This is a genomic window from Pseudoflavitalea sp. G-6-1-2 (assembly GCF_012927185.1).
Classification (GTDB): domain Bacteria; phylum Bacteroidota; class Bacteroidia; order Chitinophagales; family Chitinophagaceae; genus Pseudobacter.
Map to the genome: position 1 here is coordinate 882,229 of NZ_JABBGB010000003.1, position 26,783 is coordinate 909,011.

Annotated in this window: 20 protein-coding genes and 1 riboswitch; of the genes, 9 read left to right on the top strand and 11 right to left on the bottom strand. The window is 45.6% G+C overall.

Going from position 1 to position 26,783, the window contains the following annotated elements:
• Positions 1–142: 142 nt before the first annotated feature.
• The 3 genes from HHL16_RS20920 to HHL16_RS20930 all read left to right on the top strand — a co-directional run bounded on the left by HHL16_RS20920 (position 143) and on the right by HHL16_RS20930 (position 2,264).
• Positions 143–991 (top strand): helix-turn-helix transcriptional regulator, encoded by an 849-nt coding sequence (locus HHL16_RS20920; protein WP_169427284.1) that lies wholly within the window; start codon positions 143–145, stop codon positions 989–991.
• A gap of 85 nt (positions 992–1,076) precedes the next feature.
• On the top strand, positions 1,077–1,853 hold the full coding sequence (locus HHL16_RS20925; protein WP_169427285.1) for an isocitrate lyase/phosphoenolpyruvate mutase family protein: 777 nt from the start codon (positions 1,077–1,079) through the stop codon (positions 1,851–1,853).
• 30 nt (positions 1,854–1,883) lie between these two features.
• Positions 1,884–2,264: a DUF4440 domain-containing protein gene (locus HHL16_RS20930; RefSeq protein WP_169427286.1), complete on the top strand. Its 381-nt coding sequence runs from the start codon at positions 1,884–1,886 to the stop codon at positions 2,262–2,264.
• 821 nt (positions 2,265–3,085) lie between these two features.
• Here the strand turns inward: HHL16_RS20930 and HHL16_RS20935 are convergent.
• From HHL16_RS20935 to HHL16_RS20955, 5 genes are all read right to left on the bottom strand, one after another.
• Positions 3,086–4,519 (bottom strand): T9SS type A sorting domain-containing protein, encoded by a 1,434-nt coding sequence (locus tag HHL16_RS20935; protein ID WP_169427287.1) that lies wholly within the window; start codon positions 4,517–4,519, stop codon positions 3,086–3,088.
• Between the two features lie 584 nt (positions 4,520–5,103).
• Entirely contained in the window at positions 5,104–6,609 is a 1,506-nt protein-coding gene (locus tag HHL16_RS20940; RefSeq protein ID WP_169427288.1) for a RagB/SusD family nutrient uptake outer membrane protein, read from the bottom strand.
• 23 nt (positions 6,610–6,632) lie between these two features.
• A complete protein-coding gene (locus HHL16_RS20945; RefSeq protein WP_169427289.1) occupies positions 6,633–9,725 on the bottom strand; it encodes a TonB-dependent receptor in 3,093 nt (1,030 codons plus the stop codon).
• A 301-nt stretch (positions 9,726–10,026) separates the two neighbouring features.
• Positions 10,027–10,134: riboswitch (SAM riboswitch) on the bottom strand.
• Positions 10,135–10,673: 539 nt separating this feature from the next.
• The gene (gene lpdA, locus HHL16_RS20950) at positions 10,674–12,077 is read right to left on the bottom strand and encodes a dihydrolipoyl dehydrogenase (protein WP_169427290.1); all 1,404 of its coding nucleotides are present in this window, start codon (positions 12,075–12,077) and stop codon (positions 10,674–10,676) included.
• Positions 12,078–12,276: 199 nt separating this feature from the next.
• Positions 12,277–14,157 (bottom strand): DUF4209 domain-containing protein, encoded by a 1,881-nt coding sequence (locus tag HHL16_RS20955; RefSeq protein WP_169427291.1) that lies wholly within the window; start codon positions 14,155–14,157, stop codon positions 12,277–12,279.
• Between the two features lie 198 nt (positions 14,158–14,355).
• Here HHL16_RS20955 and HHL16_RS20960 point away from each other — a divergent pair, with 198 nt between their 5' ends.
• From HHL16_RS20960 to HHL16_RS20980, 5 genes are all read left to right on the top strand, one after another.
• Positions 14,356–15,504, top strand: coding sequence for a serine hydrolase (locus tag HHL16_RS20960; RefSeq protein ID WP_169427292.1), 1,149 nt, complete (start codon positions 14,356–14,358; stop codon positions 15,502–15,504).
• A gap of 41 nt (positions 15,505–15,545) precedes the next feature.
• Positions 15,546–16,283 (top strand): bacillithiol biosynthesis deacetylase BshB1, encoded by a 738-nt coding sequence (bshB1, locus tag HHL16_RS20965; RefSeq protein WP_169427293.1) that lies wholly within the window; start codon positions 15,546–15,548, stop codon positions 16,281–16,283.
• A gap of 86 nt (positions 16,284–16,369) precedes the next feature.
• On the top strand, positions 16,370–17,446 hold the full coding sequence (locus HHL16_RS20970; protein WP_169427294.1) for an acyl-CoA desaturase: 1,077 nt from the start codon (positions 16,370–16,372) through the stop codon (positions 17,444–17,446).
• Positions 17,447–17,512: 66 nt separating this feature from the next.
• Positions 17,513–18,388 (top strand): carbon-nitrogen hydrolase, encoded by an 876-nt coding sequence (locus tag HHL16_RS20975; protein ID WP_169427295.1) that lies wholly within the window; start codon positions 17,513–17,515, stop codon positions 18,386–18,388.
• Positions 18,389–18,420: 32 nt separating this feature from the next.
• Positions 18,421–19,467: an agmatine deiminase family protein gene (locus HHL16_RS20980; protein WP_169427296.1), complete on the top strand. Its 1,047-nt coding sequence runs from the start codon at positions 18,421–18,423 to the stop codon at positions 19,465–19,467.
• Between the two features lie 15 nt (positions 19,468–19,482).
• Here the strand turns inward: HHL16_RS20980 and HHL16_RS20985 are convergent, their stop codons facing one another.
• The 5 genes from HHL16_RS20985 to HHL16_RS21005 all read right to left on the bottom strand — a co-directional run bounded on the left by HHL16_RS20985 (position 19,483) and on the right by HHL16_RS21005 (position 23,774).
• Entirely contained in the window at positions 19,483–20,076 is a 594-nt protein-coding gene (locus HHL16_RS20985) for a methyltransferase domain-containing protein (RefSeq protein ID WP_169427297.1), read from the bottom strand.
• Positions 20,077–20,096: 20 nt separating this feature from the next.
• On the bottom strand, positions 20,097–20,492 hold the full coding sequence (locus tag HHL16_RS20990) for a hypothetical protein (protein ID WP_169427298.1): 396 nt from the start codon (positions 20,490–20,492) through the stop codon (positions 20,097–20,099).
• 210 nt (positions 20,493–20,702) lie between these two features.
• Positions 20,703–21,875: a threonine synthase gene (locus HHL16_RS20995; protein ID WP_169427299.1), complete on the bottom strand. Its 1,173-nt coding sequence runs from the start codon at positions 21,873–21,875 to the stop codon at positions 20,703–20,705.
• A gap of 66 nt (positions 21,876–21,941) precedes the next feature.
• Positions 21,942–22,847 (bottom strand): LysR substrate-binding domain-containing protein, encoded by a 906-nt coding sequence (locus tag HHL16_RS21000; RefSeq protein ID WP_169427300.1) that lies wholly within the window; start codon positions 22,845–22,847, stop codon positions 21,942–21,944.
• Between the two features lie 93 nt (positions 22,848–22,940).
• Complete coding sequence (locus tag HHL16_RS21005; RefSeq protein ID WP_169427301.1) at positions 22,941–23,774, bottom strand: universal stress protein; 834 nt, start codon at positions 23,772–23,774, stop codon at positions 22,941–22,943.
• 120 nt (positions 23,775–23,894) lie between these two features.
• Between HHL16_RS21005 and HHL16_RS21010 the strand changes: the two genes are divergently transcribed.
• Positions 23,895–25,805 (top strand): family 20 glycosylhydrolase, encoded by a 1,911-nt coding sequence (locus tag HHL16_RS21010; RefSeq protein ID WP_169427302.1) that lies wholly within the window; start codon positions 23,895–23,897, stop codon positions 25,803–25,805.
• A gap of 166 nt (positions 25,806–25,971) precedes the next feature.
• Here the strand turns inward: HHL16_RS21010 and HHL16_RS21015 are convergent, their stop codons facing one another.
• A complete protein-coding gene (locus HHL16_RS21015) occupies positions 25,972–26,769 on the bottom strand; it encodes a glycoside hydrolase family 16 protein (protein ID WP_169427303.1) in 798 nt (265 codons plus the stop codon).
• Between the last annotated feature and the right edge of the window lie 14 nt (positions 26,770–26,783).

The following is a 26,783-nucleotide window of genomic DNA, read 5'->3' on the forward strand; positions in this document are numbered from 1 at the left end:
ACGGCTTGCTGAAATCCGGGGAGTGCCTCTGCAGACGGTACTCCCTTTTTTATGCCCGGATGATTCAGAATGAATGCATTAAGATGTTAAACTGTTCCGATTTGTTCTATGCCGGTTTCGACTACGGCGGTATTTTTGTAAATTGAAAATCAATTCAGAAACAGACAAATCCACGATGAAGTACCAGGAGATAATTCCGGGCAACAGACTGAAGCAGTACGTTAAATGCTATTACATCTATGAGTCGTCATCAGATGCAGCATTTGACGATACAGTGTTTCCGAGCGGATGCCTGGAGATCATCTTCAACCTTGGATCAGGCCAGTGGCAGACGGGTACTGCCGATGGATTTGTAACCAATCCTCCCATTGAGTTATGGGGACAGATACTGCGTCCCCTGCAAATAAAATCTGTAGGAAAGAATACCATGCTTGGCATAAGATTCTTTCCGCATGCAGCTGCTTACTTTCTGCCGGACAAAGTGGATCTCTTCAATAATCAGGTGGCTGATTTTACAGATCATTCAGGTAATGAAGTGAAGGGACTGCATAATCAGTTGCTGGAGACAGCTTCCTGGCAGCAAAGGATTGAACTGATCGAAAGATTTCTGACGCAGAAACTCGCGCGTACCGAAAATAAATTGCAGAAAGGAGTAGTCGTCAGCGGAGTGATGCATGAAATGATGCAGCGCGATTTCTTCGACAATATCGAGAATGTTGCGTCTAAGTACGGCATTACGTCGAGATACCTTCAAAAGTTGTTTCTTCAGTATACGGGCCTTACGCCGAAGCTGTACAGCAAGATCAACAGATTTCAGAACAGCCTTAAACTGATGTCTAAAAAAGAAAGTTCCCTCACTTCGATAGCCTATGACCTTGGCTATGCAGACCAGTCGCATTTTATCAGGGAGTTCAAATCTTTTACAGGATTAACGCCTTCCGGTTATTCATTCGAAAGTTCTCCCGTAACAGCTGCATTTACCGGCAACTAGTTGTTCCGATTTGTACAATTCCACGTTTTGATGCTGATATAATTTTGTTCCTGCAATAAAGCATACACAACAAAAAAGAAATATCATGTCATCATCACTCGCACAATTCAAAGCACTGCATCAGGCATCGGAATTATTTGTATTGCCAAATGCATGGAATGCAAAAAGCGCAGCAAGTTTTCAGGAACAAAATTTTTCAGCAGTGGGAACATCCAGTGCGGCAGTAGCCAGCAGCCTGGGTTACGACGATGGAGAGCAGCTTCCGTTTGAAGAGTATCTGCTGATTGTAAGAAGAATTCTCGCATCGGTAAAGATCCCTGTTACGGTTGATATCGAAATGGGATTCGGCAATACCAACGAAGCCATCCTGAAAAACATTCAGCAACTGGTTGATCTCGGCGTAGCAGGCATCAACATCGAAGACTCTCAGATCATCGATGGAGTACGCACACTGAAAGATGCGAAGCAATTTGCCGCTACCATCGAATACATCAAAAACAAACTGGCGGCTAAAAATCAGGATATCTTCATCAATCTCCGCAGCGATACTTATCTGCTGAATGTTGCCAACAAACATTCAGAAACTGTTACCCGTTTGAAGCTGTACAACAATACCGGAGCAGACGGCATCTTCCTTCCCTGCATAACCGCAGAAGAGGATATTGCAGCAGCAGTGGGCGTTTCATCGCTTCCGCTGAATGTAATGTGCATACCTGGGCTGCCGGATTTTGAACAGCTGAACAAGCTCGGCGTAAAACGCGCCAGCATGGGACCATTCTTCTTCAGCAAAGTGTACGAAGAAGTAGGGCAGCTGGCCAATGCAGTGCGCAGCAGTTACAGCTTTGCATCCATCCTTAGCTGATTTCAATTTTTCAACTTAAATAATCAATCGATGAAATTGCCAACCAGAGCCGAAGATGCACATGCGTCTTTAGCAGCAGCTTACAATACCGGCGATCTTGCTACCGTATTGAGCATGTACGATGTAAACGGAATAATTGTACCAGAGCTAAACAGGCCGGTTTCAGGAAAGGATCAATTTGAAGAAGCGGTGAAAGGCATTCTCTCCATCAAAGGAACTATGGAGATCAGAACAGTGTACTGTCTTCAAACAGGCGATCTCGCCGTTGGAAGATCGGAGTGGAATATCACCGGTGGAAATGATGTAAAAGTAAGTGCCAAAGGAATTGAAGTAATGAAACGCCAGGCTGATGGTACCTGGAAGATAGTGATCGACCATGCATTCGGAGCGCTCGAAGCGCTCACGCCATAAAAAACAAACATCAATTTTCTCTTGTGACCATGAGGCCTGATTTTTTGATCAGGCCTTTTTTCAAAATTCCCGGCCCCATTCTATTGCAGTCTCCCAATGCTCGCGTTATGCTGATCTGACACAGCGACTACAGATCAGCGGCTCACCAGCATCTTCTCTGCCAGAGTTGCTTCATCCGCATAATGGTACACGGCGCGGAGTCGGCAGAGGACACTTCGCGAACTGTTTGGTTGGGCCGGGGACCTGCACACTTAGACCTGACATCAAGTGATTCGGAACAGGAGCCGGGTATTTTGATAAGGCGCTGCCGTAATGCAGCATCGAACAGGGTTTAGGGAGCAGGGGTTAAACTTTCAGAACATACTGATACATATCGTTTATGATTAAGCGAAAACGATCGCTAATAATATTCTTTCAGACCCGATGGGCCGATAATGTTGTGTTGTTGTGTAAGGCAAAGCCCGTTGACCGGAAAGATCAATGGATAAAGAACATGAAATGGTTATCAAGGAAAAATGAGGAAGGTAATTGCAAAGGATATTTAATCTGAGGAAACTGACAAGGATTCCCGTGGAAATGATTGAATGAAACGTGGACGGGATATATGGTTTAAACGAAAGCGCTTGATGCACCGGCGTTTCCGCGTAAACAGGTATTGAATAGTGCTATTTCAAATATACAATCATTTTTAATATATAGTAGAAATACGCAGTTTTTTGTTTGACTTTTTTCACGCAAACGATTGCTTCTTATCATGATAAAAAAGCTGCCCCTTTGCAGGAGCAGCTGGTTTAACCATCACCTTCCAAAAGGAAACCACACTACTTTACCATGATCTTTCTGGTAATGGTTTCACCTGTAGAATGGTGTTTGATATTCAGAAAATACAAGCCTGTTTTAAGGTTGTGCAGTGTATACTGATTAACGCTGATACTTCTTACTGTTTGTATCTGCCTTCCGCTGCCATCAGTAACCTGAATGTCCTTCCCACTGGCATCATTGAACGAAATATTCACATTGCCATCCAGTGAAGGATTGGGATAGATCAGCACGGCCAGGCCTGATGAAGTATTGCCTTTCACTATCACCACTTTGCTGAAAGATTTCCTGCCATCGAGATCTGTCTGAGCCAACCTGTATTGCGTATTGTTGTCGGCACTGTTGTTATCTGTGTACTCATAGTTGCGTAGACTATTGCTGTTGCCATCTTTCGCAGATGATGAAATGAAGGTGATGGTTTCAAAATCACCACTGCCGGTTTTTCTTTGCACTTCAAATCCTTTATTGTTATGCTCGGAAACTGTTTGCCATTTTAGTTTTACCGATGAAGTGTTCAACCTGGTTGCGTCGAAGGAAGTTAGTTCAACAGGTAAAACCGGACAGGTATTCGAGAGTAATTGCGTAATGGAGAATGGTTGCCCGGTAACCTGAACGCGCACCCATAGACTTGCATTTTCATTTGGAGAAAGCAGTGGGAGCGCAGGAGAGGTGAAAGAAGTGCCCACCGCAGGAATGTTAACCAGCACAGAAGTGAAAATCACCGGGTCGGTTGCATCGAGCACACCCAACACTGCATTGTCTGCATACACAGTGAAGATGGCTGTCTGAGCTAACGACTGAGATGCAATGTTCACAGTGTACGTGCGCGGTAGTGGGCAAAGAATTTTGCCGCTTACCAACGGATCATTAACTATAAACGGATTTTTGGGCGATACACACTGCGTACCGTTATTGCTGTTTGAGTTGCTGCTCCATACATCGGCTATCAGTTTAGTTACATTGTTGCACGCACCCGGTATGGTCAGTGCAATACCTTTAATGGTAAAGCGATTGATGGTATTGATGCCTGTTCCGCTGACATAAGTTTTGGTAATGCCGGTGGCAGAAAGAATAGGAGAGAGTGTTGCATTCTGATATTGTGTACCAAGTGTTGGTGTGGCTAATGTTGGGTTTACCACTAAGATGGTTCCTAAAACATTGGCCAGATCTGTTGCATTGGGAGGATGCGCATAAGTGAGTTGTGGATTGGGATAATTCGCTTCCGTCCAGATATGTACAGTAGTGAACTTGTTTCCGCCATTATTACGCTGATCCCAGCTGAGGTCGATATTGAGTTGACAATTGCCGCCGCTGTTGGTGGCGCTGTTCAGTTTGATGGTGATGTTTGTTACATCACATGCCTGTGCCATTGCCTTTTGAAGGGAGGATGTAAAAATGAGGGCAATAGTAAGACAGGCGAGTAGTACTTTTCGCATAATGTGTGTGTTTTTTAGGTGACGAATAGGTAATAGAATATCGGTGCGTCAATGTATGTGTGGTATAACATTGATACACAAACGAAAAGTTCGGGCAATACAATTCCAGCAGGACTTCCGTCCTTGTTTTTTGGTGGCCTTGAATGCCTTAATTATGGAAATAGGATGGTTTACTGACGATTATGTCAGCGTTTCAGTGATGTTACTACATAGCGGGACACCGGGAGGTATTCCTGGAATTGCAAAGGATGGATGGATGGAAGGATAGATGGATGCGAAAGGAATAACCAGTAAAGGTTAACAAAGGATATTTGAATGCAGAGTGCATTGTGTAATAGACTCAGGTTAGCGAGTCATGTGGTGTGTATTGCAACGTAGGCTGAAGGAGTAAGGTAGGTATTGTGAAAAGTGGAGTGCCGGTTTATTAAGGTCGAATGCCGGGGTTATATATTAGCCAATTCAAAAGTACAAACAAATTTGATATATAGTAAAAATACTGTCTGCAAAATGGGGTGATATTTATCAATAAAAAAGGGCATTCCGTACAACGGAACGCCCTCCCTTCACATAATACCCTTATCAGATTATTTATAAAGATTAGGGTTATTCTGTTCTTCTGCAAGCGGAATTGCAAACAGGTAGTATGGACTATTAGGAACATAATCACTGCCATCGATAAACTTCGTGGAAGTATGTGATTTCGATGGAACCTGAATGGGAGTACCATCGGGTGTAATGGCAGTTACTACAATTGGTTTCTTATCTGCATCTACATACGGTTTGCGCGAAACAGCCTGCTGATTGCGGATGATATCGGAGAGCGAAAATCCTTCACCCCAGAGTTCCTTTCTGCGTTCGATCAGGATCTCTTTGATCAGATCATCTTTGCTGATTGCAGGATCTGCAGGCGTGGCGCCACGTGCATTGCGTAGATCGTTCAGCGCCTGCACAGCTTCTGCTTTTTTATCGGCACGTGCGAGACCTTCAGCTTTGATCAGATGTGCTTCAGCGCTGCGCATCAGCACGAGATCAGCCGTTTGATCGTCTCTGAAACGGAATTTCTTGTACTGAAGAAATCCCTGACGTCCCGATCTGCCATCCCATGAGAACAGCGATTTACGGATATCCCCATCATTGAACAGCAGCATGAAGAAGGGATCTGCACTGAAGCTATAGTAGTAAGAAGAAGCAGAAGATACATCGAGGAAGTGGAAGCTGTAGCTGCCATCACTCTGAGATGGGATCTCCGAATGGCCCCATATCCATTCTGAATTTCTTACATCATTGAAGCCCTGTGTGTAGTCTGCCTGCGTCATCAGCGGATAATATTTCAGCGCTTTGCTGGCAGCAGTTGCAGCTTCGTCCCATTTACCTGTGTTGAGGTATGCGCGGGCCTGAAGACCAAATACCACATTGGTATCGATCTTATACTTGGCTGTACGCTGATATCCATCCAGCAAAGGAATGGCATCGCCGAGATCTTTCAGAATCTGCGTATAGAGTTCATTCAGAGTGGCTCTTGGTTTGCCTTCCGTTTTATCGGTTGTAGGCTCTGTGTAGATCGGAGCTGTTTTCGCATTCGGATCTTTCAGATAAGAGAACTGATAGAAAGAAGCAATGGTGAGATAGATATTCGCACGTTGTGCCAATGCCTGACCTTTCGCCACACGCTTCAATCCTGCATCTCCCTCTACTTTATCTACATTGGCCAGAATGATGTTCTGGTTATTGATGATTTTGTAAAGCTGATTCCAGATAGCATTTACGCGGCTGGTTGTTTTATCGTGCAGCTGATTGAAACTGTATACAGGGTTGTAGCTGTATTTGTTTGGATTAACCGCTACATCACTACCCATCGCATCGCTTACGAGTGCAATGGTTTTGAAACCGGGGTTACCGAATGTGCCTCCATAGAAATCGTCCATGAAAGATGCCCATGCACCTTCTGAAATGGTATTGAGGTTGCCGATATTCTTCAGAATAATTTCTTCAGAAACGGCATCGGATGGAGAGGTGTTCAGTTGTTTGTTGCAACTCGCCAGGCCTATGGACAGTGCTGCAATATATAAAAGATGATATTTCGTTTTCATGATGCTTGATTTGAATGTGTTCATTAAAGTCCTACCTGTAAGCCAACTGAAATTGTTTTCATCTGTGGATACTGATAGTAGGTTGTACCGCCGAGTGATTGCTCAGGATCCATACCCTGGTGACCGTAGAAAGTGAGCAGGTTCTCGCCCAGCAGGTACACTTTGGCTGTTTTCAAACCAGCACGCGATAACAGTGTGCGTGGCAGATTGTAGCCTAATGAAACCTGTTTCAACCTTGCATATGTGGCATCGTACAAAAATCTGGTTGAAGTAGACGTGAAGTTCAGATTGTCTGTAGTGAGAATAGGAACATTGGTGTTCTTGTTCTCAGGAGTCCATCTTTCTTTCAGCTCCACACCCCAGTTGCGGCCGGGAGAGGTACCACCGGTAAGCATGTTCACGTAATCGAGATCGAGTACTTTACCACCGAGGCTGTATGCGAGGATGAACGACAGTTCAAATTCCTTATAGTTGAGGGTGTTGGTGATACCGCCGGTAACATCAGGAAGCGCAGTGCCGGCTTGCGTAAGCGTTCCGTCGCTGTAAACAGAAGTTGTTTTTCTTGCACCTGTTGTTTTGTCGTTTGTATACCAGAGTGGTTTGCCTGTTTCGGCATCAACACCAGCCCACTCGCGGAGGAAGAAATCGTAGATCGATCCGCCAACTGCCAGACGTTTTGTTCCGCTGATGATCTCTTTCTGTGGAAGTTCAACAATTTTGTTTTTGTTGTGTGCGAGGTTCACACCTACTGTCCACCTGAAATCTTTATTGCTTACAGGAACCGCATTCAGTTCTACTTCGATACCGGTGTTGCGGAGCTTTCCGATATTGGCGCTTACAGAAGTGAAACCTGTAGAACCTGCCAGTGGTTTGGCATACAGCAGATCTTTACTGGTTCTGATATAGTAGTTAACGGAACCGTATAAGCGATTTTTGAAGAAACCGAAATCTGTACCTACGTTAAAGTTGAGGTTGCTTTCCCATTTGAGGCCAGGCGTTGGAAGGCGGGATGTGATAACACCACCGTTGCCGAGGTTGGTCTTAATGGAATACAAAGCCAGATAGTTGTAAAAGCTGGTAAGATTATCGTTGCCTGATGAACCATAGCTGGCTTTCAGTGTGAGTGCGCTCAGCCAGTCCACCGACTTGAGGAAGTCTTCTTCAGACAATCTCCAGCTTGCACCTGCAGACCAGAATGTTCCCCATCTTGAATCCGGGTGGAAGCGGCTGCTTCCGTCTCTGCGAACCGATGCGGTAGCGAAATACTTTCCGAGATAGTTGTACTGCGCCTGTCCGAAGAAACTCAGCTTAACATAGTTGTCTGCGGTACCGGAGAAATCGTTCAGCTGTGAACCAGCTACCGGCTCGTACAGATCGGGCAGTACCATTTTCTGGCGGCTGCCATAGATGCGGTTCTTGTTGAGATAGTAGTATTCATGACCAGCCAGCAGGTTCAGGTGGTGACCCGATTGCAGGTTGAGATCATAAGTAAGAATGTTGTTCCATGTATAAGAAAGAAAACGGGAATTCTCTCTGTACACAGTGCCTTCGATCTCGGCATCTTCACCCACCAGTGGATTGGTGTAGTAATGTGAGTTGGCGTTGATGTAATCGAGATTGAAGCTGGTTTTGAACTTAAGCGCAGACGTAATGGCTGCTTCGAGGAATGTTCTCGCAGAGATATTCTCGTTGGTGTTTCTCGATCTGTTCAACGGCTCTGAACCGATGAGGTTGTAACGAGCCAGTGCAGAAGATGGACGGTAATCGCCATAATCGTACTGTGTTTTTCCGTTTGCATCGGTAAGGAATGTGCCATCAGGGTTGCGTTTCCAGATAGGGTAGAAGCTTGGAATGGTTCTTCCGAACAGCACAATGTTGGCTTGTTTGGAATCGGAAGAAGTAGGGTAGTCCTGTGTGGTAGTTGCACCATTGAGGTTAAGGCCTACTTTCAGCCATTTCTTTGCCTGCAAAGTGAGGTTGCTTCTGAAGTTATAGCGTTTGAAACCAGAGCCGAGGAAAGCGCCTTCATTGTTGGTGTAGCCACCGCCGAGGTAGTAAGTTGCTTTTTCAGTGCCGCCGCTGAAACTCAGCTGAGCCTGTGTGTATTTGGCGTTTTGCTGCATCGCATCGGCCCAATCGTCGTTCCAGAGCGGAACGGCGCCGGCAACGATCTTACCGTCTCTTCCAACCGGTTCGGCAAATTTGGGACCGTAAGGGTTGATGCCAAGATCAGATACAATGCGGCCGCTCGCAATTTCTGCTGCTTTTGCAGGTGTTTCTTTATTGCTGAGTGCTTTGTTGCGGAGTGCCTCCCAGTAAAGCTCGAAATAATCGTTGGTGCCGATCTTGTCGTAGTCTTTCACTGCGCGGCTGCTCGAGCCCTGATTAACTGTAACATTGATTACGCCATCTTCTCCTTTCTTTCCTGTTTTGGTGGTGATGATAATTACACCATTAGCAGCGCGTGAACCATACAGGTTGGCAGAAGCGGCATCTTTGAGGATACTGATAGATGCAATGTCCGCAGGGTCCAATGCGTTGATGTCTCCATCATATGGCGCACCGTCTACCACAAAGAGTGGAGCACTGGAAGCATTGATAGATCCAACACCGCGGATGCGGATGGCAGAAGCATTACCGGGTTGTCCGTTCTCAGAAGTGATCTGCAAACCGGGAGCAAGACCCTGCAATGCGTTGGTGATGTTGGGAGTAAGCCTGTTGTTGATCTTGTCGGCACTGATAGTGGCAACAGCACCGGGGTAACCGCTACGTTTTACAGTGGTGTAGGCAACTGCTACTACTTCTTCAAGTGTGGAATTCGATGCCTTCAGAAGAATGGTAAGATCATTGTCTGATTTTACTTCTGTTTCGAGCGGTTCTCTTCCTACAAATGTGATAGTGATAACGGTTTTCCCTTCGGGAACTTCCAACTGAAATTTTCCCTGCTGGTTGGTGGTGGTTACAATGGAAGTTTTGTTGACTGTAATAGTAGCCCCTTCTAAGGGTTGTTTGCTTTCAGCAGTCAGCACAACTCCACGCAACTGTTTTTTTTGTGCGTATACTCCAATGCTGATCAGCAGCGCCAGCATGAGTATTACATTTTTCTTAATAAGCATACGTATTGTTGAATTAAAAGTAGACACGGAATATCCCTTCCGATGCCTGGGTTTAGAATTGGCATAGCATCGGTTACAATGCTCCTTGAGGAGCTGTCAGTTTTTTACTTAGCTTGATTTGATACAGGAAGTAACTATCCCATACAACAGCAACAACAGCAGCGTTGCATGCTATGGGGCATCAGTTGACACATTCGTGGGGCAGAATAAATAGCTTTCATCACTTTCAACTTTACATGAGACAACCATTAACCAGAAAATGCTGCGGAGCGCTCAGAAGAGTTTTGAAATACATTCAACTATCTCATCTTTCTCCTTTTCAGGAGGAGGAGTTAGCACCTTATACATGGGTAAGTACAGGTTGCCAAGACGTCGCAGGGCCCTTCCCTCAGTCTGTTCTGGATAAGTGTTGTAAAAGATCTATTGTGTTTGGAGGTGCAAATATAGAGCGCATATTTTAGTCTACCAAAAAAGTAGGGTTATGTTTCAGGATAAATTTTCCGGACTGCTGCAAAAGGTTTCCAGACACTTGCAAAAGTTTCCTGAAGCGAATATTGGGCAGGTAACTCCCCACTATCCAATAATGCAAAAATGAATGGAGGTTTATCGGCTATGAATGCGGTTTTCAGACCTTTTAACGGTTTATGATCGACGTTAGTATCGGAATGATCTGTTCAGACTGTATTGCATCATTACTTATCAATATATTTTTATATTTTGTCCGGGAATAATCTAAATTTACCGAAGAGCGGGAACTGAGGCATATCAAAGCGAAGTACACTTTCAACCGTACAAACGGATTCAGCAAGCTGGTGTATTACGAAAAGAATGCATGGGAGAGTGAGCCGAAGGAGATTGATATCAAATAATCCGGATCGACGGATTCAATAAAAACAAAAGTCCCGCATCAGCTGATGCGGGACTTTTCTTTTATGCAGATAAATGCAATTAAAGGTGGATAGCTTCGCCATAAGCCACTTCAATAGCATCTTTCACGCTCTCGCTGATAGTCGGGTGCGGGTGGATGCTGTTGAGTACTTCGTGGTAAGTAGTTTCGAGCTTGCGGCCTACTACTGTTTCGATGATCATTTCAGTTACGTTGTAACCGATCATATGCGTACCGAGCCATTCGCCGTATTTAGCATCGAAGATTACTTTTACGAAACCTTCTGTATGGCCTGCAGCAGAGGCTTTGCCCGAAGCGCTGAGCGGGAATTTACCCACTTTGATTTCGTAGCCGGCTTCTTTGGCTTGTTTCTCTGTGTATCCAACTGAAGCGATCTCAGGTGTGCAATAAGTACAACCAGGAACGTTGTTGTAATCGATAGCTTCCGGCTGGTGATTGAATTTCTTCTCGTTGTATGCAATGCTCTCTACGCAGATGATGCCTTCTTTGCTTGCTACGTGTGCGAGTGCCTGGCCAGGAGCACAGTCACCGATTGCGTAGAAACCAGGAACATTCGTCTGATAGTATTTGTCCACTGCAACACGGCCTTTCTCAGTTTTGATGCCCAGTGTTTCCAATCCGATATTTTCGATATTGGCAGTAACACCTACAGCGCTGAGAACAACGTCTGCTTCGAGCACTACGTCGCCATTGGCAGTTTTGATAGTGGCTTTAACGCCATTGCCGCTGGTATCAACGCTGGTAACTTCGGCATTGGTCATTACTTCGATACCTTGTTTCTTGAAGTTCTTCTCCAGTTCTTTCGATACATCTTCATCTTCAACAGGCACGATGCGTGGGAGGAATTCAACGATGGTAACTTTTGTTCCGAGAGCATTGTAGAAGTAGCCGAATTCAACGCCGATAGCGCCTGATCCTACTACGATGATGCTCTTGGGTTGGGTAGGAAGGCTCATGGCTTCGCGATAGCCAATGATCTTCTTGCCATCCTGTTTCAGGGCTGGCAGTTCGCGGCTGCGGCCGCCGGTTGCTATGATGATATGTTTTCCTTCAACGATTTGTTTTTTGCCGTCAGCAGCAGTCACTTCAACCTGACCTTTTGCTTTGAGCACGCCGTTGCCCATCACAACGTCGATCTTGTTCTTTTTCATGAGGAACTGAACGCCCTTGCTCATTTTCTCTGCTACGCCGCGGCTGCGTTTGATCACAGCAGCAAAGTCGTGCTGACCGGTGGCTTCAATACCAAAATCTTTTGCATGTTTGATGTACTCCATTACTGAAGCACTTTTCAGGAGGGCTTTGGTAGGAATACAACCCCAGTTGAGGCATATACCACCGAGGCTTTCTCTTTCAATGATAGCGGTCTTTAAACCTAACTGAGATGCACGGATAGCTGCCACATATCCGCCGGGGCCACTTCCGAGTACTATTACGTCGTATGCCATATTTGGTTTGTGATTTTAAACATTATGATTTTGGGTCTGTAAGATAAGCTCTTGTTCCTCATGGGGCAGGAGGGGTTTCTTACGACCTGCGAAGCTAGTCGAAAATGGAGAAAAACCCAAATACGGGCAGGAGAGGGAAATGTTGTATCATTATTAGAACAAAATTTGAAGTAAAAAGTTGATTATCTGAATGATATGCTTATTTGATTAATTCTTCTCCCTGCTCAAAGTCATACTTCGCTATTCGGAGTAAGGCAGCAATTAACAAAAGTGCTTTATCAATTGAATAATCGTGATACTCATAATATGAATGTGCAACATTATTCCTGATATTAGGGCCACCTTCATTCAGAAAAAGATATTTGAAGAAAAAAACATCATCTTCTTCAAAATATTTCAGGAATTCTTCTTTCTCCAGAATGTTGTTAATATACAATTCCTGCATCCCTTTTTGTCTGCTAATGCTGGTGCTAACATTAATGTATTCGCAGAATTTGCGCAAAAGGCCTTCGAATTTTAGGGTTAAGCTATCAATACACAAAACAAAAGACGGTTGGTAGTATTTTGAACTGGTCCACGCCTGAATCTGAACAAAAAACTCAATGATTGAGGGGATAATTAACGGACTGGTATTTAATTCAAGTTCTTGTCCGCTTATGTCTTTGTAAATAAAACTTTTGCCAATCCAGCTGTCATTAACAATAAAGGAAATGAAATTTCTAAATGTCAAATGTCCTGATTGAATTCCGGGTATAATAATGTACCGCAGTTTGGGAAGAAGGCTATGTTGAACATAATAGGAATAGAATGTGTACAAATGGTTAGTCTGAATGTCTAAGGCGTTGTTCTTAATTATGTTTTTGTTTTTATCAAATTGTATATGATTAAAATGGTCAAAAGTTGTTTTTGCTAGTTTCTTAACCCCTTGTTGAGCAGCCTTGTAATTCGGCAGGATAGGCTCATTAGCTAAATAGGAGTAAATGCTTCTGGGCGTACACATTAATATTTTCTCTGCATTTCCTTTTAGATATTCATCCCATTTTTCAATTGCATTAACTGTTTTTACATCATAGTTTATACTAAAGGAGGTTAATCTGATATTGGATTTATGGGCATGATATAGTTGTTCGGTTTCCTCCTTTTCTTTAGTATTATGCGCTAATGTAAAGGCCTGGATTGCCTTGGTGTAATTATATTGCTTAATCCAGGCTCTGTCTTCGGTTGATTCCCGGTCGGCCATCCTCCTGTTTGCAAATCCAACTTCATTATGCCATTCTTTTAAATTTTCTTTCGTTTTTTGTGCTACTTCGATTGCTTTAGGAAAATATATTGATGTCCAAAGAAAATCACTTATTCTAGGGTTCTTATTTAGTTCGCTTTCGTAAATGTCAAGCACTCCCTTAAAGTCAATAGCCTTAAAAAGTTTTGGGAAGGATAACATATCTTCAACAATTCCCGACTTCACAAAAAAGGGAATTCCCGAAACTCTAAATAGTAAGTGGTTAGCTAGCTTTTTAATTTGCTCATGTTCAGTGTTAATTTCATTGCAGAGGCTCGATGTATTTTCGAAATAGCGTCCAATTAGGCTTGCTTTGTCTTCATCATAATTAGGGTGAAGCTGTTTAATAAGGTCATTAATACAATCAAAATAATTTTGGATTGCTTTAATGCCGTACTTCCTATTCTTAACACCAGAAATAGCTCTCCATAGTAAATGATAATACCTTGCCTTAAGTAAACTGGTTTTGCAGTTCTCCGCTCTTTTTTTTATGTAAGAAAATGCATTGGTTTGTATCTGATCTAAGGAAGGAAATTGACTTACCTCACCAATTATTGCACCATTAGAAGAGGAAAGAGAAAATAACCGGGGACCATTAATTTCAAAAATGAAGCATTCAACCTCCCATTGGGCCCACTGCTTTTCTTCAGGGGAATTTGTGAAATTTCTATACTTTATGAAAATATCTGAGATTTCCGAAAATTCCTCCAATTCCATCCCATTAGCTTCAACAAACTCATACAGGTCGTCAATTGTAGAAAATTGTGTTGCATCAAAGTCCTGGAAAGAGTTTTTATTCATAACTAACTTGCGCTGAGTTTTAATTGTTTAGAATCTTAATTTGTAAATTATATTAAAATAAAATAATAACTGATCTTGTCTTAAAAATCCAGGAAATTGATATGCATTTTGGGATTGTTGGGCAGTTAAAAATGTATCTAACAAAGTCATAAGAAATCCTTGCTTGTTTTTGGCTAAATTGTTATTAATTAGCCTTGCATGAAAAAAATCAACCGATACTTGAGTTATTTTGCCTACTCAATTGTAATTCTGCTGATTGCATTTGCAGGTTATGCATTCATCAGCGGCAAAACCTATCTCTTTAAAGTTGTCTGGTACAATTTCCCCGGCATCGACGATTACAAACATTTCAACAACAATACTCTCACCACCGGCACACATCAGCCATGGGCGGTGAGCACGGATTACAACAAACCTACACTCCCCGCCGATACACGCAGGCTGCTCACAGACCTGCAAACTACTGCTCTCCTCGTTATAAAAAACGACTCTGTTTTATTTGAAGAATACTGGGATGGATATTCCGATTCTTCCTGGTCCGGCTCTTTCTCCGTGGCCAAAAGCATCACCGGTCTGCTGGTTGGATGCGCGCTCAAAGACAGCAGCATCAAATCTCTTCAGGACCCTGTCGGAAAATATCTTCCGGAATTCAAAGAAGGAGAGAAGTCGAAAGTGAAAATCATCGATCTGCTCACCATGAGCAGCGGCACCGATTTTCAGGAAACCTATTCCAACCCGCTCAGCATCACTACTGAACTCTATTATGGAGATGATGTATACAAAACTGCCACGGGCGTGGGAATGGAGGCTGAGCCCGGTAAGCTCTTCGAGTACAGATCCGGCGATACGCAACTGTTGGGTCTCATCGTAGAGAAAGCCACCGGAAAATCGCTCAGCGCCTACTGTGCAGAAAAACTCTGGCATCCGCTGGGGGCCGAACATCCGGCACTCTGGAGCACCGATCATACGGGCGGACATATCAAATCGTATTGCTGTTTCAATTCCAATGCGCGCGACTTTGCAAGATTCGGGCAACTGATGGTGGACAGCGGCCGCTGGAAAGGGCAGGAGATCATTTCCCCCGAATACTACACTCAATCCATTACACCCAATATGATCCCCGACAGGCATGGAAAGCCCTGCGACTACTATGGTTATCAGTGGTGGATCATTCCCGGCAATGAAAAAATATTCTATGCCCGTGGAATCCTTGGGCAATACATCATTGTTATCCCTTCCAAAAAACTGGTGCTGGTGCGGTTAGGCAAAAAAAGAGCCGATCCCGTTCCTGCATTGCATGCCCCCGGAGAAGTAGCAGAATTGATCAACTGGGGAATGCAATTGTGAACAAATCCCTGATTATCTTTGTTGTTCGCACATCAACGATTATGAAACTAGATATACTCGCCATCGGCGTCCATCCCGATGATGTGGAACTTGGTTGTTCCGGAACACTCATTAACGAAATCAGAAATGGAAAGAAGGCTGGCATTCTCGACCTCACACAAGGGGAGCTTGGAACCAGGGGAACCATCGAAACCCGGTATGCCGAAGCGGCCAGTGCAGCAGCCATCATGGGCGTGCATGTGAGGGAAAACCTCAAAATGCGCGACGGTTTTTTCCGGAATGATGAAGCGCATCAGTTGCAACTGATCAGCGCCATCCGCAAGTATCAGCCGGATGTGATCCTCGCCAATGCGCTCGACGATCGCCACCCCGACCACGGCAGAGCGGGCCACCTCATCTCAGACGCCTGTTTCCTCAGCGGTCTTGTTAAAGTGGAGACCCGCGACGAGAACGGTAATCTTCAACCAAAATGGCGTCCCAAATATGTGCTGCACTACATGCAGGACTGGTATCACGAACCTAATCTCTTAATCGACATAAGCGATGTATTTGAACAGAGAATGAAGGCTGTAGAGGCTTATTCAACTCAGTTCTTCAATCCTATCAATGGCGGTGAAGGCACACAAACCTATATTTCCACCCCCGACTTCCTCGACAGTGTAATTGCGCGTGCGCGCATGCTCGGAAAAAGAATTGGCGTGAAATATGCAGAAGGGTTCATCAGCGAAAAAAAGATCGGCATCCGCAATCTCGATTCGCTGGTATTGGTAGAAACATAATTAGCAAGGTTTTAAGGGTTTGTAGGTATTATAATCGTAACTTTGCGCCTTTATTAATTTCTTTTAGTCCCCCTGTATTAAACAAAATGGCGACACCAAAATTTGCGAATGTTCCTCACTCATTCCATTCAGAACTGAAGCGCAGGATCAGTGAGTATTTTCAGGAAGTGGGTACATCCCAAACCGGTAATTACAGCCTTTTCATAAAAGCTGTGGTGCTGATGGTAGGTTTTCTCGCTGTGTATATTCACCTGGTGTTCTTTACACCCAGCCTCCTTTTTCAGATACTGGAAAGCGTTATACTGGGCGGACTGGTAGCAGCTATCGGCTTTAACGTAATGCACGACGGTGCACACGGAAGCTTCAGCAAATACAAATGGGTAAACACCCTCGCTTCTTTCTCTCTCAATATTCTCGGTGGCAACAGCTTCATGTGGAATGTGAAACATAACGTGATCCATCACGCGTATACCAACGTAGACGGTGTGGACGACGATATCGATATCCAACCATGGATGCGCATGAGCTCCACTCAGAAAAAATACAAACTGCACAAGTATCAGCATATCTATTTCTGGCTCCTGTATTCACTGCTCTACGTACTGTGGATCTTTGTACTCGACTATCAGAAATATTTCAAGAGCAAAGTAGGCAGCATGCCTCTGAAGAAAATGAAACTCAGCGACCACCTCGTGTTCTGGGGCTTCAAATTGCTGCACCTCTTCATGTTCGTTGGCCTTCCCATTTACATGGTAGGTTTCTCTTCATGGCTTATCAGCTTCCTCATCTTCACACTGGTGGCAGGTCTTGTACTGAGCCTCGTGTTCCAGCTGGCACATACGGTTGAGCATACTGCTTTCCCTGTAGTGAATGAAGATACCGGAAGACTGGATGATGAGTGGGCTATCCACCAGATCAAAACCACCGCAAACTTTGCTACCAACAATAAAGTAGTGAGCTGGCTGGTAGGTGGATTGAACTTCCAGATCGAACACCATCTTTTCCCCAAAATATCGCACGTACACTATCCTGCTATCAGCAAGATCATTCGTAAAATGTGCCAGGAGCACGGTCTCCAGTACATCGAATATCCACGTGTACGCTATGCGGTAGCTTCTCACGTGGCCTTCCTGAAACAAATGGGAACCGCAATGCCTTCATAGGCACGGAGTTTTAACACTAAAATTCCTGTTATTGCATAACTTTGCAGCCTCAAAGTTTAAACCATCATGTCTAAAGTAAAAGTAGGACTGGTGCAGATGAGTTGCACCGCCAATAAAGAAGAGAACCTGCAAAAGGCAGTTGACAAAGTAAGAGAAGCAGCTGATAAAGGTGCTCAGATCGTTTGTCTGCAGGAATTATTCACTTCACTGTACTTCTGCGATGTGGAGGATTACGACAACTTCAATCTGGCAGAAGCTGTTCCCGGACCATCCACTGAAACCCTCGGAAAGGTAGCGGCGGAGAAAGGTGTGGTGATCATCGCTTCACTTTTTGAAAAAAGAACACAGGGGCTGTATCACAATACCACTGCCGTGATCGATGCAGATGGTACTTACCTCGGCAAGTACCGCAAAATGCATATTCCCGATGATCCGGCTTACTACGAAAAATTCTACTTCACTCCCGGCGACCTGGGATATAAAGTCTTCAAAACAAAATTCGCCACCATCGGTGTGCTCATCTGCTGGGATCAATGGTATCCCGAAGCTGCGCGCATCACTGCACTCATGGGCGCAGAAATTCTGTTCTATCCCACCGCTATCGGCTGGGCCACTTCACAGGACGAAGCCACCAACAACGAGCAGTACAATGCATGGCAGACCATTCAACGCAGTCATGCTGTTGCCAATGGTATCCACGTGGTGAGCGTAAACAGGGTAGGCCTCGAACAGAACGGCGCCATGAAATTCTGGGGCGGCTCTTTCGTGAGCAATCCTTTCGGTAACCTCACTTATCTGGCAAGCCACGATAAAGAAGAGACCCACGTTCAGGAGCTCGATCTGAAACTGAGCGATCGCTATCGTACGCACTGGCCATTCCTGCGCGACAGAAGAATCGACTCTTATCAGCCGATCACCAAAAGATATATCGACGAAGATTAATCTGCCCTTTACCGCAGCATAAAAAACATTCCATGGAATCAATCACTCCTGCACAGCTGGGCTATGTGTTCCCTGCTGAATTTGCTCCGCATACCGCAACCTGGCTGAGCTGGCCTCATAAAGAAGCGAGCTGGCCCGGAAAGATCAATGCCATCTATCCATACTACAGCCAATTTGTAAAAGAACTGGCGCTGAGTGAGCTGGTGCGCATCAACGTGGCTGATGAAGCCATGAAACAGTTCGCATCGAAGCATCTCAACGATGCAGGTGTTGATATGAGTAAAGTGGAATTTTTCTTTCATCCCACCAACGACGCGTGGTGCAGGGATCATGGTCCGGCTTTCCTCATCAATCCCGCAGCAGAACAGAAAAAAGTGATCGTCGACTGGGGCTACAACGCCTGGGGCGGAAAATATCCTCCATTCGATCAGGATGATGTAATTCCAACCCTCATCGGAAAACATTACAACCTGCCTGTGTACAATCCCGGTATCGTAATGGAAGGAGGATCTGTAGAATTCAATGGCGCCGGCACTTTGCTCACATCAACAGCATGCCTGCTCAATCCGAACCGCAATCCGCATCTCAATCAGGATCAGATCGAAAACTACCTTCGTCAATATTACGGAGTAGAGCAGATCCTCTGGGTTGATGAAGGCATTGTAGGTGACGATACCGATGGACATATCGACGATACCATCCGCTTCGTGAATGAAGACACTGTGCTTACGGTTGTTGAATTCAGCAAAGAAGATGAGAACTACGAACTGCTGCAGCAGAACCTGCGTCAGCTGAAACAGATGCGACTGCTCAATGGCAAACAGCTCAACATCATCGAGCTGCCCATGCCGGATGCAGTGGTGTTCGACGATCAGCGGCTGCCGGCTTCTTACGCTAATTTCTATATCGCCAATAAATCTGTGATTGTTCCAACGTATCGCTGTGCAGCGGATGATGTGGCATTGCAGATCATTCAGCAAAGTTTCCCCGACAGAAAGGTAGTGGGTATCGACAGCACGGAGATTATCTGGGGACTGGGAAGTTTCCACTGTCTGAGCCAGCAGGAACCTGCGGTGTAGGGCAATGTTATTCCGCTAATCATTTATGGCAATAAAGAATGCTTCGGCGCCCTGTCTCGGCTTGATAGAGTTGCGGCAGGGCTCCATTTTTTTAAGACGCAGCTGTTGCTGGAAGATTGGCATATACGATTCGATATGTCCTCCATAAGGCGGCGCTGAATCAAAATCCCTGTTGAACAACACACCTGCAATTGTGCCTCCCGGAGCGAGCAATTCTTTCACTTTCTCTGCATATTTCGGCCTCATTGCAGGAGGAAAAACACAGAAGAAAGTCTGTTCGAGAATGAGATCATACTGGCCTGCATGCTCAAAGAAATCTCCGGTTATGATGTTGAGTGAATTGCCAGCATAAGTTTTTAATCTTTCTGCCAGCTGTGCTGTGAGAACTGAAGAAATATCAATTACTGTAAGGTGCTGAAACCCTTGCTGCATCAGGTATTCAGCTTCGTATCCGTTGCCGCATCCGGGAATGAGGATGCGAATGTTCTTATCTGTCAGCTGATCGATGTATTCTTTTAATGGAGTAGAGGGATAACCGATATCCCAGCCTTGTTTTTGCTGTTTGTATTGATCGTCCCAGAAGTCAGCATCGAAGATTTGATCCGGCATGGCATATCGTTTATGGATGGTTACTGCTTTGTTCTTTTCTCTTTCAACACTCTGGCTAGATTAGTGATCATCAGGTGATGTTTCTCCATCTCTGTACTCGTGGCAGGCTTCCCATCGATATAGAAAAATGGAGGCGCATCTCCATTCAATGTGAGTTTGTAAACAGTTCCACTTGGGTCTTTGATGGTGATGGTATTCTCCGCTGTTTCCTGTTGCATGCTTGGTTGTTCAAGCGGAGCAGATGTACTGTCTTTGGTACGTACCATCGTTTCTACTTCAGCCGGCAGAACGGTATCTCTGTTCCAGTATAGAAAACCCAGAATCACCAGCAACAAAAAAGAAGCTGCCATCCATACGCGTGCTGTGCGTGCACCGCGTCTTTCTGATTTCGGGCGAAGTGAAATTTTGTCACGCATGTTGTGTGCTGCTTAGTTGTGTTGTAGCCTGTTGCCTGATGATCGCATGCAGCGCACAGCCGTATGCCGGATCATGAAGCATTATTTCAAATCCAAGGTACGTTTTTTTGACAGCTAAGGTTAAACTACAGGAAACCAAATGGAAGGGAAAGCTCCGAAACCTGCTATGGTAGCAGGTTTGGAAGGAAGAAAAATATTAGGATGAGTCGGCTAAAGATTCTGCAAATACTTATATCCACTGCCGGTATTCAGCAGCAATATCTTTTCGTTGCGATCTATTTTGCCGGCATCAAGCAATTGCTCAAGTGCTACGTAAAGTGCGGCACCTTCCGGTGCGATGAGCATGCCTTCTGTGTTGGCGATCATGCGAACTGCATCGAGCATCGCCTGGTCTTCAACAGCAACCGGGAATCCGCCCGATTCCTGCAATACGCGCATGATCATCTTTTCCGCAAACGGATGCGGCACTGCCAGGCCGTTTGCCAATGATGGTGCGCCGGTATATTCTTTTACGCTGCTGATCCTGCCTTCGTAGCGTTGCACGATAGGTTGACAGTTTGCCGCCTGCACTGCAATCATTCTCGGACGATCAGGCCCAATCCAGCCCATGGCCTCCATTTCAGCGAAGGCCTTCCACATGCCGATCAGTCCGGTTCCGCCGCCGGTGGGGTAGAGGATCACATCGGGCAATTCGAAATTGAATTGCTCCGCAATCTCATAACCCATCGTTTTTTTGCCTTCGAGCCGGTAAGGCTCCTTCATGGTGGAGATATCGAAGTAAGGATATTGCTGTTTCAGCTCGGCCACTTTTTTTGCGCAGTCGCTGATCAATCCGTTTACCAGTAAGAGCTTCGCTCCGTACAATCTGCATTCTTCCTTGAATACTTCGGGGGTATGTGTGGGCATCACTACGATGGCCTGCATGCCTGCTGCTGCGCAATAGGCTGCCATAGCTCCGCCTGCGTTGCCGGCTGTGGGAACAATGCATCCTGAAAGTCCGAATTCTTTGGCTTTGCTCACCGCTACACTGATGCCGCGTGCTTTGAACGAACCGGTAGGATTTCCTGATTCATCTTTGATGTACACATCAGGCGTTCCGAGTTTTTCGGTTAGCCGTTTGGGATAGATGATGGGCGTCATGCCCTCACCAAGGCTCACGATATTGGATGCATCCAGTACAGGAAGCACCTCCGCATATCTCCACATGGTTGATGGCCGATGCTGCAATGCAGCAGGAGTGAAGCTTTCAGGATATTCGTATTCCGCTGTCAGCGGCTGCTGACAACAGGGAGAAAATGTCTGAGGCTCAAAAATCGATACTGGCTGACCGCATGATGAACAGATCAGCCGGGCTAATGTGCTTTGTTGCTGTGCTAGTTTCATATACTCACAATGACCCTGTAAAAGTAACAAGTCGCTGCACTGCCGCTAATGCTGATTGCTTATACGCTATAACTTTTTGTTATAACCCTTGGCCAGCTTAATGAATAACTGATTGAGCTTATCTGCTTCAGAATCTCTTCTTTGTACAAAGTAAAATGCACGCTGGATGGTCATTCCCGGTATATTCAGTTTTACCAGCTCTCCATTCTTTAACTGTTTCACAACAGATCGCAATGGCAGAAATCCGAGACAGGTATCGTCGAGCAGAAAATTTTTGAGGGCTTCCGTACCTCCGAGCACTATTTTATGGCGTATATCCGCAATGCTCATTTTGCATTTCTGCAATGCTTCGGTAACGGCGGCGAGTGTACCCGAACCTCTTTCGCGCAATGCTACAGGGATCTGCTTCAGCTCATCGGGCTGAATGGTTTTTCGTTTCACCAGATTGCTGCGCGCACTGCATACCGGCACTACTTCGTCGGAAATGAAGAACTGGTATTTCACCGCCGTGAGTTGTTTTTTTCCTTCGGTGATGCCCAGATCGATTTCGTGATTGAGCAATGCTTTCAGAATATTTTCGGAATTGCGGTTCACCAGCGTGAGCTCGATGTTGGGATATTGCTGATGGAATGCAGAAAACATGGGAGGAATCACATACAGCGTAATGGTGGTGCTGGTGCCGAGGGTGAGCGATCCCTTCGCCTGATGGATGTCTTCCTGTTTGCTAAGATCGAAGGCCAATTGCCGTTGCAGCTCTCTGCCCTTCACCACATAATTCAGCAGCAGTCTGCCTTCCGTGGTAAGCAGTACTGCATTGCCTTTGCGCTCGAAGAGGCTGGCCCCGTAATTTTTTTCGAGGGTCTGAATATGCCGCGTAATGGCGGGCTGACTGATAAACAGCACTTCCGCTGCGCGCGAAAAACTCAGGTGAGTAGCTACTTCAAAAAACACTTCATGACTGAAACTGATCATATCAGGCGCTTGTTCTCCCAAGATACGCAATAAAAAAAGGCCACCCTAAGGCGGCCTCCGAAGCAGATAGTTAATGTTGTATAGAACTCAGGTTTACTCGTGGATAGCCACAATCGGAATATGGCTATGATAAGCCAGCTTCTTCGTATGGCTTGTTTTGAACAGGCCACTCAGGAATGAATTTCTTTTCGGTACAATAATGATGGTATCGATCGCACGATCGATGCTGAACTGGCTGATCGCCTCCTGAAAATCATATTGACGGATGAAATAAAACTCAGGACTGTAACCGCTGAACATCTTCTCCATTTTCGCCTTCTCAGACTTGTATTCATCGGTAATATCAACGTAATGCTCACTGTCTACATTCACAATATGCAGTGAAGCTCCAAAAAGTTGCAGCACGGATCTGATAGGAGCCACCGGTGTAGTGGTTTCCACATCTTTCAGATCGGATGCCAGTGCAATATTTTTGATGGAATGATAAGTTGCATCGGGAGGAACAATCATCACAGGTCCGATACCCTTATCAACCAGGTTGAGGGTATTGCTTCCCATGAAGATCTGTTCGAGACGGGTAGCGCCGGTGATGCCCATTATCACGAGGTCGATGCCATGATGTCTCACATATCGTTCCAGACTATCTACCAGAGATGAACCTGCTTCGAGCACAATTTCGATTTTCACATTGCCGAGCGTAAGCAGCTCTGATTTCAGATTTTCAAGCGCATCGGTAAGAATAACCAGCCGGTCGTTCTCCGTTTCGGTCAGCAAAGAACCGTCTGATCCTGCAGCTACTACATCATGCAGATTGTACAAAATGATGGTGGAGTCTTTGTCTTTGGCATTGGCAACGGCTTGAACGGCAAACCTGGCAGCATTTTTCGAAGTGTCAGAAAAATCCGTTGGAACGAGGAATTTTGTCATACGTAACAGTTGGTTTTTTTGGAAAGATACATAAACGGGATTAAAAAAATATGCTCTATGATTGAATGAATACAATCCCCTAATTTTATTCACTCCATTCACTTAGCCCAATTAAGTTATATGAAAAAAATCACTATTGCGTTTGTATTGCTTGCCTGTTCTATGATTGGCGCAGCACAAACCTTACCTGCGATTATTCCACAACCTGTATCCCTCGGACTCCGTACCGGGAATTTTGAGCTGAATGCGCAAACGCGTATCGAAGTATCCGGCTCTCCCGAAGCGCTCCGTGTAGCTGAAATGCTGGCCACACAGCTCAGACCCGCCACCGGATATGCCCTCCCCGTAGGGAATGGCTTTACTAAAACGGTGAAATCGAATCTTATTGCATTTGAACTCAACAAATCTGCCGACATCACACTCGGCAATGAAGGGTATTCGCTCGACATTCAGCCTTCTTCCATCTCCATCAAAGCCAATAAGCCTGCAGGCCTGTTCTATGCCGTACAGACACTGTTGCAGATCTTCCCCAAAGAGATCGGCGGCAAAACCCTGATTAAAAAAACATACTGGAGCCTGCCCGGACTCAGCGTTACAGATCAGCCCCGCTTCGCATGGCGTGGACTGATGTTCGATGTAAGCCGCCACTTCTTCACCAAACAGGAAGTGAAAGACTTTATCGACAATATGGTGAAATACAAATACAACCTGCTCCACTGGCACCTTACAGACGATCAGGGATGGCGAATAGAGATCAAGTCCCTGCCCAAACTCACCTCTGTTGGTGCATGGCGCGTAGACAAGACCGGCAACTTCGGAAGCTTCTCTGCACCCACCGAAGACGAGCCCAAAACATACGGAGGTTTCTACACACAGGAAGACATCAAAGAAGTGATCAAATATGCAGCCGACCGTTTCGTTGACATTCTCCCCGAAGTGGATGTGCCCGGCCATAGCAGCGCTGCCATTGCTTCTTATCCCGAACTCACCTGCGACCCCGCCAATGTGCGTGTAAGCTCAGGAGAGAAATTCATGCAGTGGCATGGAGGTGGCAAATTCGACGCACTGGTTGAGAACATGCTTTGCCCCGCAAAAGAAACCACTTACGAATTCCTCGATAAAGTATTCACCGAAGTAGCCGCACTCTTTCCTTTTCCATACATCCACATGGGTGGTGATGAGTGTGCCAAGAACTTCTGGGAAAAAAGCAGTGCCGTAAAAGAACTGATGGAGCGCGAAAAGCTGAAAGACATGCACGAAGTGCAGAGTTACTTTGTTAAACGTGTAGAAAAGATCATTCTCGCCAAAGGCAAAAAAATGATCGGATGGGATGAAATCCTCGAAGGTGGCCTCGCACCCAGCGCTGCAGTGATGAGCTGGCGCGGCATGAAAGGCGGCACCGAAGCCGTGAAGATGGGCCACGAAGTGATCATGAGTCCCAACACCAATGCCTATCTCGATTTCATGCAGGGCGATGCCAGCATGGAACCTCCTGTATACAATTCACTTCGTTTGAAAACATCTTACGAGTTCGATCCCATGCCCGAAGGTGCAGATCCTAAACTGGTGAAAGGCGGACAAGCCAATCTCTGGACAGAGCAGATCTACAACACGCGTCACATGCAGTACATGCTGTGGCCACGTGCATTCGCCGTTGCTGAATCTCTCTGGAGCCCCAAAGAGAAGAAGAACTGGAAGAGTTTTGTGGAAAGAACGGAGCAGCATTTCGCGCGCTTCGATGAAGCTGAAATAAAGTACTCACCTGCGATGTACGATGCGATTGTGAAGCCCACACTCACTGAAGCCGGACAATTGAAAATCGATCTCAGCACCGAAGTGGATGGCCTCAATATCTACTACAGTTTCGACAATTCGTTCCCCGATCGTTACTATCCGAAATACACACAAACACTTACGCCACCCAAAGATGCCAGCACCATGAAGCTGATCACCTACAGAGGCAAGAATGTGGTTGGCCGCATGATGGTGATTCCCATAGCTGATCTGCAGAAAAGGGCAGCTAAAAAATAATGAGTGACCTCTCTGTGAATTTTTTTCAGAAACAATGCAACGCTCTGTAATTGAAGGGTGTCAAGGTAACCGGACGCAAGGAGAGCGTTCATTGGTATTTGCTTAGGGGTTATTACCAATTATGTCTACGTAGGGGCTTCCACCGTCTGAATGGAAGCCCCTTTTTTTATTTGTATACGCGAACGTAATCGATCTCCATACGAATGGGGAAGATGGTATCATCCACGCCTTTTTGTCCACCCCAGAACCCGCCCACAGCAATGTTCAGCAGCAGGTAGAACTTATTGTCGAATGGCCAGGCGTCATTGCCGGTATGCTCGTTGCGGAAAGTAAAATAAGTATTGTTGTCGACGCTTACACGAATGGAATCGGCATTCCAGTCGAGTGCATATACGTGAAATTTTTCCGATACATCGTTCACGCGGATCGTATCGGTTTTTTGTGTGCCGATGGTATGAAAATATTTCTTAGTGTGTGCGGAACCGTGAATCATTCCCGGGTTATGGCCAACGTGTTCCATGATGTCGATCTCGCCATCATCGGGCCATTGTTTCGGATTGGCATTCAGCATCCAGATGGCAGGCCAGCTGCCGCGGCCTGCGGGCAGTTTGGCACGCACTTCAATTCGTCCATACTGCCATTCGCCTTTTCCTTTGCTCACGAGTCTGGTGGAAGTGTATTTGTTCCCTTCCCAATCTTCTTTTCTTGCTTCGATCACCAGCCGGCCGTTTTCTACCCACACATTTTCTTTTCGTCCTTTGGTATAGAACTGCAGTTCTTCGTTGCCCCATCCGGAACCGCCCACATCGTAGCTCCATTTGGTGGAATCGGGAAGGCCGGTATAATTGAATTCGTCGCTCCAGGCGGGAGCAGGAACTACAGGTACCTGTTGCGCATGCGCAAAGGAAGGAAGAATAAGACTGGCTGCAATGCAGCAGTGGAGCAGAAAGGAGCGGGGTTTCATGAGCTATTATTTCA